The organism is Delftia sp. K82, from assembly GCF_002193035.1.
Classification (GTDB): Bacteria; Pseudomonadota; Gammaproteobacteria; order Burkholderiales; family Burkholderiaceae_C; genus Comamonas; species Comamonas acidovorans.
In genome coordinates this window covers 2,325,417-2,338,508 of the sequence record NZ_MYFL01000001.1, presented here as the reverse complement: position 1 = coordinate 2,338,508, position 13,092 = coordinate 2,325,417, and the positions used below count along the sequence as shown (strand labels likewise).

At 68.7% G+C, this 13,092-nt stretch carries 14 protein-coding genes; 5 read left to right on the top strand and 9 right to left on the bottom strand.

Annotation, left to right across the window (positions count from 1 at the left end; translation table 11 throughout):
• Positions 1 to 2: 2 nt before the first annotated feature.
• From KDK82_RS10340 to KDK82_RS10320, 5 genes are all read right to left on the bottom strand, one after another.
• The gene (locus KDK82_RS10340; RefSeq protein WP_088164799.1) at positions 3 to 1,040 is read right to left on the bottom strand and encodes a tripartite tricarboxylate transporter substrate binding protein; all 1,038 of its coding nucleotides are present in this window, start codon (positions 1,038 to 1,040) and stop codon (positions 3 to 5) included.
• Between the two features lie 116 nt (positions 1,041 to 1,156).
• Positions 1,157 to 1,798, bottom strand: coding sequence for a maleylacetoacetate isomerase (maiA, locus tag KDK82_RS10335; protein WP_088164798.1), 642 nt, complete (start codon positions 1,796 to 1,798; stop codon positions 1,157 to 1,159).
• A gap of 19 nt (positions 1,799 to 1,817) precedes the next feature.
• Complete coding sequence (locus KDK82_RS10330; RefSeq protein WP_088164797.1) at positions 1,818 to 2,525, bottom strand: fumarylacetoacetate hydrolase family protein; 708 nt, start codon at positions 2,523 to 2,525, stop codon at positions 1,818 to 1,820.
• A gap of 38 nt (positions 2,526 to 2,563) precedes the next feature.
• Complete coding sequence (locus KDK82_RS10325; protein WP_088164796.1) at positions 2,564 to 3,601, bottom strand: cupin domain-containing protein; 1,038 nt, start codon at positions 3,599 to 3,601, stop codon at positions 2,564 to 2,566.
• A 16-nt stretch (positions 3,602 to 3,617) separates the two neighbouring features.
• A complete protein-coding gene (locus tag KDK82_RS10320; RefSeq protein WP_088164795.1) occupies positions 3,618 to 4,826 on the bottom strand; it encodes a 3-hydroxybenzoate 6-monooxygenase in 1,209 nt (402 codons plus the stop codon).
• A gap of 204 nt (positions 4,827 to 5,030) precedes the next feature.
• Here KDK82_RS10320 and KDK82_RS10315 point away from each other — a divergent pair, with 204 nt between their 5' ends.
• From KDK82_RS10315 to KDK82_RS10295, 5 genes are all read left to right on the top strand, one after another.
• Entirely contained in the window at positions 5,031 to 5,567 is a 537-nt protein-coding gene (locus tag KDK82_RS10315) for a MarR family winged helix-turn-helix transcriptional regulator (protein ID WP_012205532.1), read from the top strand.
• Positions 5,568 to 5,581: 14 nt separating this feature from the next.
• Complete coding sequence (locus KDK82_RS10310; protein ID WP_013802476.1) at positions 5,582 to 6,484, top strand: LysR family transcriptional regulator; 903 nt, start codon at positions 5,582 to 5,584, stop codon at positions 6,482 to 6,484.
• A gap of 66 nt (positions 6,485 to 6,550) precedes the next feature.
• Complete coding sequence (locus KDK82_RS10305) at positions 6,551 to 6,829, top strand: type II toxin-antitoxin system RelE/ParE family toxin (protein ID WP_013802475.1); 279 nt, start codon at positions 6,551 to 6,553, stop codon at positions 6,827 to 6,829.
• 12 nt (positions 6,830 to 6,841) lie between these two features.
• On the top strand, positions 6,842 to 7,144 hold the full coding sequence (locus KDK82_RS10300; RefSeq protein WP_013802474.1) for a HigA family addiction module antitoxin: 303 nt from the start codon (positions 6,842 to 6,844) through the stop codon (positions 7,142 to 7,144).
• A gap of 114 nt (positions 7,145 to 7,258) precedes the next feature.
• Positions 7,259 to 8,317, top strand: a complete 1,059-nt coding sequence (locus tag KDK82_RS10295; protein ID WP_043821927.1) for a patatin-like phospholipase family protein — start codon at positions 7,259 to 7,261, stop codon at positions 8,315 to 8,317.
• A gap of 21 nt (positions 8,318 to 8,338) precedes the next feature.
• Here KDK82_RS10295 and glyA read toward each other — a convergent pair whose 3' ends face one another.
• The 4 genes from glyA to KDK82_RS10275 form a co-directional block, all read right to left on the bottom strand.
• The gene (glyA, locus tag KDK82_RS10290; protein ID WP_088164794.1) at positions 8,339 to 9,613 is read right to left on the bottom strand and encodes a serine hydroxymethyltransferase; all 1,275 of its coding nucleotides are present in this window, start codon (positions 9,611 to 9,613) and stop codon (positions 8,339 to 8,341) included.
• Positions 9,614 to 9,659: 46 nt separating this feature from the next.
• Complete coding sequence (locus KDK82_RS10285; protein ID WP_179217882.1) at positions 9,660 to 10,886, bottom strand: aspartate aminotransferase family protein; 1,227 nt, start codon at positions 10,884 to 10,886, stop codon at positions 9,660 to 9,662.
• A 69-nt stretch (positions 10,887 to 10,955) separates the two neighbouring features.
• Positions 10,956 to 11,807 (bottom strand): YggS family pyridoxal phosphate-dependent enzyme, encoded by an 852-nt coding sequence (locus KDK82_RS10280; protein ID WP_088164792.1) that lies wholly within the window; start codon positions 11,805 to 11,807, stop codon positions 10,956 to 10,958.
• Positions 11,808 to 11,811: 4 nt separating this feature from the next.
• The gene (locus tag KDK82_RS10275) at positions 11,812 to 13,068 is read right to left on the bottom strand and encodes a benzoate/H(+) symporter BenE family transporter (protein WP_088164791.1); all 1,257 of its coding nucleotides are present in this window, start codon (positions 13,066 to 13,068) and stop codon (positions 11,812 to 11,814) included.
• Between the last annotated feature and the right edge of the window lie 24 nt (positions 13,069 to 13,092).

The window sequence follows — 13,092 nt, the reverse complement described above, 5'->3', positions numbered from 1 at the left end:
GATCAATCCAGGCTGATATTGGCCTTCTGGATCAGCAGCTTGTACTGGTCCGCCTTGGTCCTGGCGAATTTCTCCATTTCCGGCACCTCCCAGGTGATGGGCTGGAAGGCGAAGGTGGCGAATTTCTCGCGCACCTGCGGGTCCTGCAGCACGGCGACCACGTCGGCATGGATCCTGTCGCGCAGGGCGGCGTCCACGCCCTTGGGCGCCAGCAGGGAGACAAAGGAGTTCACGATGAGGTCGGCGGGGCCGCCCGATTCGGCCACGGTGGGCACGTCGGGCATCTGGGCGATGCGCTGGGGCGCGGCCACGGCCAGGTAGCGGATCTTGCCGGACTTGTAGATGCCCTGGCTGGAGGGGAGGCTGGCAAAGCTCCAGGCCGGATCGCCATTGGCCACCGAGGTGTAGAGCTGGCTGACCTCGCGGTAGGGCACATGGGTCATCTTGCTGCCGGTCAGGAAGTCCAGCCATTCACCGCCCAGGTGGCCGGGGCTGCCCACGCCCCAGGAGCCGTAGCTGACCTTGCCGGGCTCGGACTTGGCCGCCTTGATCAGGTCGCCCATGCTCTTCCAGGGCGAGTTCGTGGGCACGGCCACGAAGAAGGGCGTGAGGAACAGCGGCGCCACCGGGTCGAAATGTTGCAGCGGATGGAAGTTGCGCTGCTTGTAGAGGTAGGGCAGGGCGGAGACATGTTCGCTGTCGAGCTGCAGCAGGGTGTAGCCGTCGGGCTTGGCGCGGCGTGCGGCTTCGATGGCGACAAAGCCGCCGCCGCCTGGGCGGTTGTCCACGGTCACGCCCTGCTTCCAGCGGGCGGCCAGTTTTTCTCCCACGATGCGCAGCACGGCGTCAGGGCCGCTGCCCACGGCAAAGGCCGTGATCACGGTGACGGGGCGCGTGGGAAAGCTGGCGGTGCTGCTGGAGCCTGCCTGCGCCCAGGCGCAGTGCAGCGGGGCGATGGAGGCCAGCAGCAGGGCGGCGCCTGCAAGGGCCTTGCGGCGGGAGGGGGCGGCGCCGAGGCGGCTGGATGGGGATGCTTTCACAGTCTGTCTCCTGTTGGATCTGCTTTTTTCACTGCTTGCAATGCCCCGGTCCTTCTGGCGAGGACTCGGGGCGGGGTAAGGCTGCCGGCGAAGGCGCGGCGGGGTTCAGGCGAGGTTCAGCCGGCGTCAGGCTGGGCCAGGGGCGCGGCCTGCGCAAAGGCGGGCAGGGCGGCGCAGGCCCTGTCCACAGCGCTGATCAGCGGCCAGCGGTCCAGGTCCACGCCAAAGCGGCGTGCGCTTTCGATCTGGGGCACCAGGTAGACATCGGCCAGCGTGGGTGCGTGGCCGAAGCAGAAGTCGCCGCGCCGCGTGTCCTGCGCCAGCAGGGCCTCGATGGCGTCAAAGCCGTCGGCAATCCAGGCGGCGCACCAGGCGTTGATGGCGGCTTCATCCGCACCGAACTGGCGGCGCAGGGTCTGCAGGATGCGGCGGTTGTTGATGGGATGCACGTCGCAGCCCACGATGGCGGCCAGCGCGCGCACCTGGGCGCGGTCCTCGGGGTCGGCGGGCAGCAGCGGCGGCTCGGGGTGGCGCTCCTCCAGCCATTCGATGATGGCCGGCGACTGGATCAGCGTGCGGCCATCGTCCAGCGTCAGCGCCGGCACCAGGCCCTGCGGGTTGACCTGCTTGAACGGCGCCTGGGCCTGCTCGTCCACGCGCAGGTCCACGGGAAAGTAGTCAGGGCGCAGGCCCTTGAGGTGGAGGGCGATGCGCAGGCGGTGCGAGGTGCCGCTGCGGAAAAAGCTGTAGAGCTTCATGGTGGTGGTCTCCCCGGTTTTATTCAGGCTGGCCCACGGTGAGCGCGATCTCGCCCACGCCCTGCACATGGCCGGTGATGCGGTCGCCCGGCAGCACGGCGCCCACGCCTTCGGGCGTGCCCGTGTAGATGAGGTCGCCGGGTTGTAGGTGATAGAAAAGCGAGAGGTCGGCAATGATTTCGCGGATGTTCCAGATCAGCTTGTCCACGTCGGACTGCTGCCTGGTCTCGCCATTGACGGCCAGTGCAATGGCGCCGGATTCGATCGCCTGGCCCGGCATGGGCACGATCTCGCTGGCCACCGAGGACTGCTCCACATCCTTGCCCAGGTCCCAGGGCCGGCCCTTGTCGCGCGCCACCAGCTGCAGGTCGCGGCGCGTCATGTCCAGGCCGCAGGCGTAGCCGTAGATGTGTTCATGCGCCTGGTCCGCCGCAATGCGAAAACCCGCCTTGCCGATGGCCACCACCAGTTCCATCTCGAAGTGGTAGTTGTTCGTCTCTGGCGGGTAGGCCACGGTGGCACCCGATTCGGTCAGGGTGCAGGGCGCCTTGGTGAAGTAGAAGGGCCGCTCCACGCTTTTGTCCACGGGGCGGCCCATCTCGACGGCATGGGCGTGGTAGTTGCGGCCCACGAAGAATAGGCGGTTCACGGGCAGGCGCTGCGTGCTGCCGCGCACGGGCAGGGATTGGACGGGGGGCGGGGTCCAGAGGTATTGGGGGGCGGTCATGGTATTGGCGATGAGGGAGTAAAGAGACATCGGAGGATTCAAGGCCGAACCTCGTAGAGGCCCAGCTTTCGGTGCAAAGGCGCCTCGTCGGCCAGGAAGAGGAAGGCGGGCTCGCTGGCGCTGGCATTGGCCAGCGTGGCGGGCGCCCAGCCGGGCACGCAGCAGGTGTCCGCCGTGGCCAGGTCGAAATGGCGGTCCACGGCGGCCACGCTGGCGCCGCCCTCGATGACGTGGAACACGCAGGCCGGCGAGCGCGCGGGCAGCTGCAGCGTCTGGCCCGGGCGCAGCATCAGCGCGTAGAAGCCCAGGATGTTTTCGCAGTCGGCACCGGTTTCGGGGTTGGTGTAGGCCAGCTGCACGCAGTCCAGGTCCGGCCGGTCGGCGGCCAGCTCCAGCAGCGCGGCGCGCGCGTCCTTCCAGGGGTAGCGCAGCATGGGGTAGGCCTTGGCGCTGCGTGCGAACACCTGCGTGGGTGCCAGGCCGCCGCGCGCATAGGCGCGGTCGCCACGGCCGGGCAGGGCGGGCTGGCGCGGGCCGTCCACGTGGTAGGTGACTTCCAGGTAGTAGGCCAGGGGCAGGTCCAGCACATCGAGCCAGACCACGGGCTCGTCGCCGTCATGGCCATGCTCGTGCCACAGGCCCGTGGGCGTGAGGATCAGGTCGCCGCGCTCCATGGGGCATTTCTCGCCGTCGACCAGGCTCCATGCGCCCTGGCCTTCCACCACCATGCGCACGGCATTGGGCGTGTGGCGGTGCGAGGGCGCCCACTCGCCGGGCAGCAGCAGCTGCATGCCCAGGTAGATGGAGGAGCTGGCCTGCATCTTCTCCAGCCCATGGCCGGGGTTGGCCAGCACCAGCACGCGGCGCTCGGCCTTTTCGATGGGCGTCAGCTCGCCGGCCTGCATGAGCAGCGGGCGGATGGCCTGGTAGGGCCAGGCAATCGGCTGGGTGCGCGGGCGCGGCGTGTGCGGCGGCATCACGTTGCGCAGGCTGGGCCACAGCGGCACCAGGTTGTTGCGCGTGAGTTCGTCGCGGTAGTCCTGGGGCAGGTCTTCCAGGCGGCCAAGTTCTTGCATGGCGGTCTCCTTGTGTTCAGTCTTCGGCGAGGCAGGTTTCGGCCTTCCAGCCGTACAGCCATTCCATGGCGTCGTAGAAACGCTGGGGCGTGCGGCCCTTCCAGAGGTCGTTGCGCACCAGGCGCTCCACGCCGCTGGCGTGGAAGATGCGGCCCATCTCGCGCGCGGACAGCACCACGCGCGCCGTGCGGGCAATGCGCGATCGCTCGTACAGCCGCAGCGCCTGCGGCCAGTCGTTGCCGCAGTGCTTGAGCGCCTGGCCCAGCGTCACCGCGTCTTCCAGCGCCATGCAGGCGCCCTGGGCGATGTACTGCAGGGTAGGGTGGGCCGCATCGCCCAGCAGCGTGGCGCGGCCGAAGCTCCACTGGCCAATGGGCTCGCGGTCGGCCGTGGCCCAGCGCTTCCAGCTTTTGGGCAGGTCTATGAGCTGGCGCGCGCGCGGGCAGCAGTCGCTGTAGTAGCTTTGCACCTCTTGGCGGCTGCCTTCGCGCACGCCCCATTCCTCCTGCTCGCGGCTGTGGAAGGTGACGACCACGTTGTACTGCTCGCCGCCGCGCAGCGGGTAGTGCACCAGGTGGTAGTTGGGGCCGACCCAGATGCTGGCCGCGTTCCAGCGCAGGTCCTCGGGGAAGTCCTTCTTCTCCACCACGGCGCGGTACACCACATGGCCGGAGACACGTGCCGCATCGCCCACGTACTGCTGGCGCACCACGGACTTCACCCCATCGGCGCCGATCAGCGCCTGGCCCACATGGACCTGGCCATGCTGGTCGCGCACGGTGACGGTGTCGCCCTCCTGCTGCACGGCTTCGATGCGGGTGCCCGTCAGCGTCTCGATATGGCCGTGGGCGCGCGCGCCTTCGAGCAGCGAGGTGTGGATGTCGGCGCGGTGGATCACCGCATACGGGTTGCCAAAGCGGGCGCGAAACGCCTCGCCCGTGGGAATGCGGCCGACCAGCCGCTCATCGAGCGCGTCGTGCATCACCATCTCGTCGGTATAGACCGCGCGGCCCCGGGCCAGCTCGCCAATGCCCAGCGCGTCAAAGGCCGCGAATGCGTTGGGCCCCAGTTGTATGCCGGCGCCGATCTCGCCCAGCTGCGGCGCCTGCTCCAGCACCTTGACGGCGAATCCCTGGCGTGCCAGGGCCAGCGCGGCCGCCACGCCGCCAATGCCGCCGCCTGCCACAAGAACGGGCAGCGCCCGGGAAGAAATGCTGGTGCTCATGGATGTCCTGTGCTTCGTGGTGCGTGTCGCCCGCCTGCGAGGCAGCTGCGTCGCGAGTAATTAAACAGTATGCTGACGATGAGTGTAGTGTTGATTTGCATCAGGCCAGCCTGGGGTTTACCTGGATGCAGGCAAAACGGTGGTGGACAGCGTGTCCGGTTGAATCACCTGTCCGCCAGCCAACGCCAACGGAGGGCGCGGTTCATGCGAACATCTGCGCTTGCCCGCAGGGACCCGGAAAAGAGCGCAATGGCCATGGACTACCAACCCGCAGAACTAGAAAACTACCCCGGCTACCACATCCGCCGCCTGCAGCAGATCGCGGTAGCCGTCTTCATGGAGGAGACCCAGGAATTCGGCGTGACCCCCGTGCAGTACGCGGCGCTGTCTGCCGTGCTGCGCCAGCCCGGCGTGGACCAGCGCACGCTGGCGCGGATGATCGGCTTCGATACCTCGACCATTGGCAGCGTCATCGACCGGCTGGAGGCGCGCGGCCTCATGGTGCGCAACACCAGCCCAGCCGACCGGCGCGTGCGCCTGCTGTCGGTCACCGCAGAAGGCGCTGCGCTGCTGGCCGCTGCCGAGCCCTCGGTGCTGCGGGCCCAGCAGCGCATGCTGGAGCCGCTGCCGCAGGAGCAGCGGGGCCTGTTCATGGACATGATGGCCGTCCTGGTGCGGCAAAACGACGAGCTGGCGCGTGCGCCCAGCACGCTGGCCGCGCGCCGTGCCGCTGCCGACTGAGGCGGCCTCGACCAATGGACTGGGACCACCTGAGATTCTTTGGCGAACTGGCACGCAGCGGCAGCATGGCCGCCGCCGCGCGGCAACTGGGCGTGGAGCACACCACGGTGTCGCGCCGCATCCAGGCCCTGGAAAAACAGCTGGGGGCCGTGCTCTTCGAGCGTGAAGCGGGCCAATGGCGGCCCACGGAGGCCGGCCGACAGCTGCTGGGCGTGGCAGACGCCATGCAGCGTGCCGCCGCCGGGCTGGAGCGCATGCCGCTGGCGGCGGAATCCACCAGCCAGGGCCCGTCCGGCCTGGTGCGCGTGGGCGCCACCGAGGGCTTCGGCACCCAGCTGCTGGCCCCGCAGCTGGCCGCGCTGACGCAGCGCCATCCGCTGCTGAGCATCGACCTGCTGGCCCTGCCGCGCCTGCTGCACCTGTCGCGGCGCGAGGCCGACATCGTCATCTCGCTGGAGCGCCCCACGCGCGGCTCGGCCGTGGTCACCAAGCTCACCGACTACCGGCTGTTCCTCTACGGCCAGCGCGAATACCTTGCGCGCCGCCCCCTGGTGGCGCGCACCGAGGACCTGCGCCACCACAGCTTCATCCACTACGTGGACGACCTGCTGTTCACGCGCGAGCTGCAACTGCTGTCCACCCTGTTCCAGCCCGAGCGTTTTGCCTTTCGCAGCACCAGCATCACTGCCCAGTATGAGGCCGTGCGCGCAGGCGCCGGCTTGGCCGTGCTGCCTGCCTTCATCGCCGACCGCGACCCCGTGCTCAGCCGCGTGCTGCCCGCCGAGGCCTGCTTCACCCGCACCTTCTGGATGAGCATGCCCTCGGATGCCCGGCAGGTTCAGCGCATTGAGGCGGTCTGGGGGTTTTTGAGGGAGGCTGTGCAGGGGATGCGGGAACTGCTCAGTCCCCGGAGTTGATGCAAGAGGGCCTAACTGCAGGCGGGGTAAACATCAGCTGATAACGGGAGTCGTTATTATTGATCCATGATCCTCGATTTCAGATGTGCAGACACCCAGGCATTGATGCTTGGCAAGCGCGTTGCGCGGTTCGCCAACCTGGAGGCCGCTGCCATGCGCAAGCTGGTGCAGTTGAACGCCGCGACCTCCCTGGAGTTCCTGCGCATTCCGCCAGGCAACAGATTGGAGGCTCTTCAAGGAAGCCGCAGGGGCCAGTACAGCATTCGGATCAATGAGCAATGGCGCCTTTGCTTCGTCTGGGCAGATGGCCATGCCAGCCAGGTTGAGATCGTGGATTACCACTGAAAGGACTACAACATGACCCGCGAAGTCAAATGGCCGCACCCAGGAGAAATCCTGATGCAGGAGTGGCTCGAACCCATGGGCCTGAGCCAGTACGCGTTGGCAAAGGCCATCGATGTGCCGCCCCGGCGCATCAACGAGATCGTGAAGGGCATGCGCGGCATCACGGCGGATACGGCGCTGCGCCTTGCGGTCTTCTTTGGCACGGACGCGCAAAGCTGGCTCAACCTGCAGTCCGACTACGACCTTGCCGAAGCCCGCGATGCCATGGCGGACGTGCTGGCGCGAATCCAGCGGTTTGAGCCCTCGCATCCCTGAGCGACTTCAGGATGCCCTCTGCCGCCCGCAGCATGATGCGTCGCCGGCGGTGGTTTGCCCCTGCCGCTATACTGCCCGCCCCGAATCTCGTCATCCGACAGCAGGATCCCTGGCATGCGCCTGAAAGCCCTTTTGCGTCCACTGGTGTATCTGAGCCTGGCGGGGCTGGCCGCTTGCGGCAGCAACCCGCCCAGCCCCTCGGCGGCCACGCCCGAGTCCACGCCCACCGCGCCGGGCACACCCGTGGCGCCCATCAGGATCGGTCTGGCCCTGGGCGGCGGGGCCGTGAAGGGCTTTGCCCATATCGGCGTCATCAAAATGCTGGAAGCCAATGGCCTTGCGCCCGCGGTGGTGTCCGGCACCAGCGCGGGCAGCGTGGTGGGGGCGCTGTATGCGAGCGGCATGAACGCCTTCGAGCTGCAGGAAAAGGCCGTGGCGCTGGATGAGACCAAGATCCGCGACCTGCAGCTGTCCTCGGGCGGCCTGCTGGTGGGGCAGAAGCTGGAAGACTATGTGAATGAACAGGTGGGCCGCAAGCCGCTGGAGCAGCTGGCCAAGCCCTTCGTGGCGGTGTCCACGCGGCTGGAAGACGGCGAGCGCACCGTGTTCGCGCGCGGCAATACGGGGCAGGCGGTGCGTGCCTCCAGCAGCATTCCGGGTGTGTTCCAGCCCGTGGCCATCGGCAAGTTCCACTTCGTCGATGGCGGCATCACCAGCCCCGTGCCCGTGGACGCCGCGCGCCAGCTGGGCGCCGACCTGGTGATTGCCGTGGACATCTCCAACAAGGCCCGCGGCAAGGCGCCCGAGAACATGCTGGGCGCACTGGGCCAGTCCATTGCCATCATGGGCCAGAAGCTGGGCCAGGCCGAGCTGGCCCGCGCCGACATCACCATCCGCCCCAAGGTGCTGGACATCGGCCCGGCCGACTTCACCCAGCGCGCCAGCGCCATTCTTGAGGGCGAGAAGGCCGCCGTGGCCGCCATGCCCCAGATCCGCGAGCGCATCGCCCAGCTGCAGGCCGAGCGCGCCAAGGCCGCGAAGCTGGCCCAGCAAAAGGCGGCCGAAGCCCAGCACCAGGCCTGCCTGGACCAGCGCTCACGCATGCAGAAGCTGGCGGAGATGGCGGGGATGGACGGCGCCTGCGCCAATCCCAACCTCAACGCCAACCCTTGATCCACCACGGCTGCGCGCGGGCTATCCGTACACCGGATAGCGGCTGCACAGCTCCGTCACCTGATCGCGCACCTGCGCCGCCACCTTGGCAAAGCGGGCGCCTTCCTGCGCGTCCAGCGCATCGAGCACATCGCACAGCCAGCCGGCCAGCTGTTCGCACTGCGCCTGGCCGAAGCCGCGCGTGGTGACGGCGGGCGTGCCTATGCGCAGGCCCGAGGTCACGAAGGGCGAGCGCGGGTCGTTGGGCACGGTGTTTTTGTTGGTGGTGATGTGCGCTTCGCTGAGCGCGGCGTCGGCATCCTTGCCGGTGTAGCTGCGGTCGGACAGGTCGATCAGCATCAGGTGGTTGTCCGTGCCGCCCGAGACGATGCGGTAGCCGCGCTGCTGGATCACGGCGGCCATGGCGCGGGCGTTGGCCAGCACCTGGCGCTGGTAGGTCTTGAACCCGGGCTGCAGCGCCTCCTTGAAGGCGACGGCCTTGGCGGCGATCACATGCATCAGCGGCCCGCCCTGCACGCCGGGGAACACGGCCGAGCTCAGGCGGCGGTTGAAGGTTTCGTCCTGTCCCTTGGACAGGATCAGGCCGCCGCGCGGGCCGCGCAGCGTCTTGTGCGTGGTGCTGGTGACCACATGCGCGTGGGGCAGGGGGCTGGGGTATTCGCCCGCGGCCACCAGGCCTGCGACATGGGCCATGTCCACCCAGAACACGGCGCCCACCTTGTCGGCAATGGCGCGCATGCGGGCCCAGTCCTTGTGGCGCGAGTAGGCAGAGAAGCCGCCGATGAGCATGCGGGGCCGGTGCTCCAGGGCGATGCGCTCCATCTCGTCGTAGTCGATCAGGCCCGTGGCGGGGTCCAGGCCGTAGGGGACGATGCGGTAGTGGCGGCCCGAGAAGTTGGACGGGTTGCCATGCGTCAGGTGGCCGCCCTGGGCCAGGTTCATGCCCATGACGGTGTCGCCGGGCTGGGCCAGCGCCAGGAACACGGCGGCATTGGCCTGGGCGCCGGCATGGGGCTGCACGTTGGCGTAGTCGCAGTCGAACAGCGCCATGGCGCGTTCCACGGCCAGGCGCTCGGCCACGTCCACGTTCTCGCAGCCGCTGTAGTAGCGCTTGCCGGGGTAGCCCTCGGCGTACTTGTTGGTGAAGACCGAGTTCTGCACCGCCATCACCAGCGGGCTGGCGTAGTTTTCGGAGGCGATGAGTTCCACATGGTCTTCCTGGCGGCGTTTCTCGCTCTGGATGGCCTTGGCCAGCTGCAGGTCGAAGTCGGCCAGGGTCAGGGATGCGTCGTACATGGGTGAGTGGTTCCTGTGTCGGGGCAAGGGCTGGGGGAATCGATGGTCATGCAGCTGCCAGCTGGCCTGCGGCGGGGGCGCCTGCCTGCGCGGCGCTGGCCGGCTTCAGCAGGCAGGCCAGGCGGGCGACGATGTCGTCGATCTGGCGCTCGTCGCATATCAGCGGCGGCAGCAGGCGGATGGTGGATTCGCGCGTCACCGTGATCAGCAGGCGCTGCTGCGCCAGCGCGCGGCCCACCAGGTCCTGGCAGTTGCGGTTCAGCTCGATGCCCACCATCAGGCCCTGGCCGCGCACGGCCAGCACGTCGGGGTGGCCGTGCAGCGCCTGCTGCAGGCCGTTGAGCAGGCGCCGGCCCAGTTGCCTGGCGCGGCCGGGGATGTCCTCGCTCTCCATGATGTCCAGCACCGTGCAGCCCACGCGGCAGGCCAGCGGGTTGCCGCCGAAGGTGGAGCCATGCTGGCCGGGCGAGATCAGGTCGGCCGCAGGCCCGCGCGCCAGGCAGGCGCCGATCGGAATGCCGTTGCCCAGGGCCTTGGCCAGGGTCATCACATCGGGGGCGATGCCCGCATGCTGGTGGCCGAACCAGGCGCCGGTGCGTCCCAGGCCGGTCTGGATCTCGTCCAGCATCAGCAGCCAGCCGTGCCGGTCGCACAGGCTGCGCAGCTGGCGCAGGTAGTCGGGGCTTGCCAGGCGGATGCCGCCTTCGCCCTGCACGGGCTCGATCAGCACGGCCACGATGTCGCCATGCTGGGCGGCGGCGTGGTGCACGGCCGCGATGTCGTCATAGGGCACGCGCACGAAGCCCGGCATCAGCGGCTCGAAGCCGCGCTGCTTGGCCGGGTTGCCTGTGGCCGACAGCGTGGCCAGCGTGCGGCCGTGAAAGCCGTTGTCCATCACCAGGATCTGCGGCCGCGCCACCTGCCTGCGGTGGCCATGCAGGCGCGCCAGCTTGAGCGCGGCCTCGTTGGCCTCGGCGCCGGAGTTGCAGAAAAAGGCCGTCTCCATGCCGGCCAGGGCGCACAGGCGCTGGCCCAGGCGTTCCTGCCAGTCGATGCGGAACACGTTGGAGGTGTGCAGCAGCAGGCCGGCCTGCTCGGCGATCACGGCGGCGATCTCCGGATGGGCGTGGCCCAGGGCGGTCACTGCCACGCCGGCAATGGCGTCCAGGTATTCGTTGCCGTGCTCGTCCCACAGCAGGGCTCCACGGCCACGGACGAAGGAGACGGGCTGGCGGGCATAGGCCTTCATCAGGCGGGAATCAAGGGGTTGCATGGCTTTTTGCATGTCAAGGTCCTCAAGCGGGGTCAGGGTTGAATCGAAAAGGGTGGCGAGGGGGCGCGTTCAGGGCAGTGCCAGGGCCGCGGGATCGGGGCCGCCTGCGGGCCAGTAGAAGCTGTCGGGCTGGGCGCGGGCACCGAAGATGGCCTGGCCCACGCGCACCACGGTGGCGCCTTCCTCGATGGCGATCTCGAAGTCGCCGGACATGCCCATGGACAGCTCATCCAGCGAGATGCCCGCCGGCGCGCTCTGGCGCAGCTGGTCGCGCAGGCTGCGCAGCAGCACGAAGCACTGGCGCACGCGCTCGGCCTCGCTGGAGAACAGGGCCAGCGTCATCAGGCCGCGCACGCGCAGCGCACTGAAGGCGGGCAGGGCCTGGACAAATCCCTGCACCTCGTCGGGCGGCAGGCCGTACTTGCTGGCCTCGCCCGAGGTGTTGACCTGCACGAACACGTCCAGCGCCCGGCCTTCGGCCTGCAGGCGGCGGTCCAGCGCCTCGGCCACGCGCAGGTTGTCCAGCGCCTGGAACTCGCTGGCAAAGCGCGCCACCAGCCTGGCCTTGTTGGTCTGCAGGTGGCCGATGACGGACCACTGCAGATCGGCCAGGTCCTGCATGGCCTCCCACTTGCCGAAGGCTTCCTGCACCTTGTTCTCGCCCAGCATGCGGCAGCCCGCCGCGTGGGCCAGGCGCAGGCTGGACTCGGGCTTGGTCTTGCTCACGGGCAGCAGGCGCACGCTGGCCGGGTCGCGCCCCGCGCGGCGGCAGGCAGCGGCCATGCGCGCCTGCACGGTGGCCAGGTTGTGCCGGAAATCGTCCACCGTCTCGGCCTGGGGGTAGCGGCCGTGCTGGTCGTGGCGGGTCAGGGTGTCGGCGGCTTGGGCGGTGCCGCCGGTGGTGTCTTGTGTCGCAAACATGGTTTCAGCTCCTTTTGATGGCGGCATCGGCGGAGGGCACGTTGCCGGTGCCCGCCTCGCTGCGGACGGCCCGGCGCGGCCACTGGCCGTTGAGCACGGCATGGGCCACCAGGCCAATGACCAGGCCCCAGAAGGCGCCGCCTATGCCCAGCATGGAAATGTTGGCTGCGGCGGCCAGGAAGGTGATCAGCGAGGCCTCGCGGGTTTTGGCGTCGGCCAGCGCATTGGCCAGGCTGCCGCCTATGGTGCCCAGCAGCGCCAGGCCGGCCAGCGTGGTGATGAAGGTGGCCGGGAACGCCATGAACACGGCCGCCAGCGTGACGCCGAACACACCCACCAGGATGTAGAACACGCCCGCAGCGATGCCCGCGATCCAGCGCCTGGACGGCTCTTCATGCGCCTCCTTGCCCGTGCAGATGGCGGCCGTGATGGCGGCGATGTTGAAGGCGTGCGAGCCGAACGGCGCCATCAGCAGCGAGCCCAGGCCCGTCAGCGTGACGATGGGGTTGGCGCTGGTCTTGAAGCCGTCGTTACGCAGCACCAGCATGCCGGGCATGTACTGGCCGGTCAGCGTGATCAGGAACAGCGGCAGGGCCACGCTCAGCAGGGCGTTGAGCGTGAACTCGGGCCGAGTGAACACGGGCGCGGCAAAGCGCAGCTGCAGCCCGGACAGGTCCACACGGTCCTGCGCCAGCAGGAACGCCAGGCCCAGCGCCAGGATGCCGACCACCGCATAGCGCGCCGTGAGCCGCTTGAGCAGCACATAGGCCACGATCAGCAGGCCGGCCAGCAGCGGGTCCACGCTCATGCCGCCAAAGGCCTTGATGCCGAACTGCAGCAGGATGCCCGCCAGCAGGCCCGAGGCCACGCCGGGCGGAATCAGCCGGATCACGCGCTCGAACCAGCCCGACAGTCCCAGCACCACGAAGGCCGCGGCCGACACCACATAGGCGCCCACGGCCTCTGCATACGGCGTGGTGGCCAGGGCCGTCACCAGGAAGGCGGCGGCCGGCGTGGACCAGGCCGTGATGATGGGCTCGCGCGAGAGCCAGCTCAGCACCAGCCCGGTGACGCCCACGCCAATCGAAATCGACCACACCCACGAAGCCGTGAGTTCCGGGCTCAGGCCGGCCACCTTGGCTGCCTGGAACACCAGGATGAAGGTGCCGCCGTAGTTGACGATGACCGAGATCAGCCCGGCCACAACGGGGTGGATGAGGTCGCTGAAGCTAAGGGGTGAGTGTGTGTCTGATGAAGGCATGGTCTTCTCGTTTTCCTTGGGGGT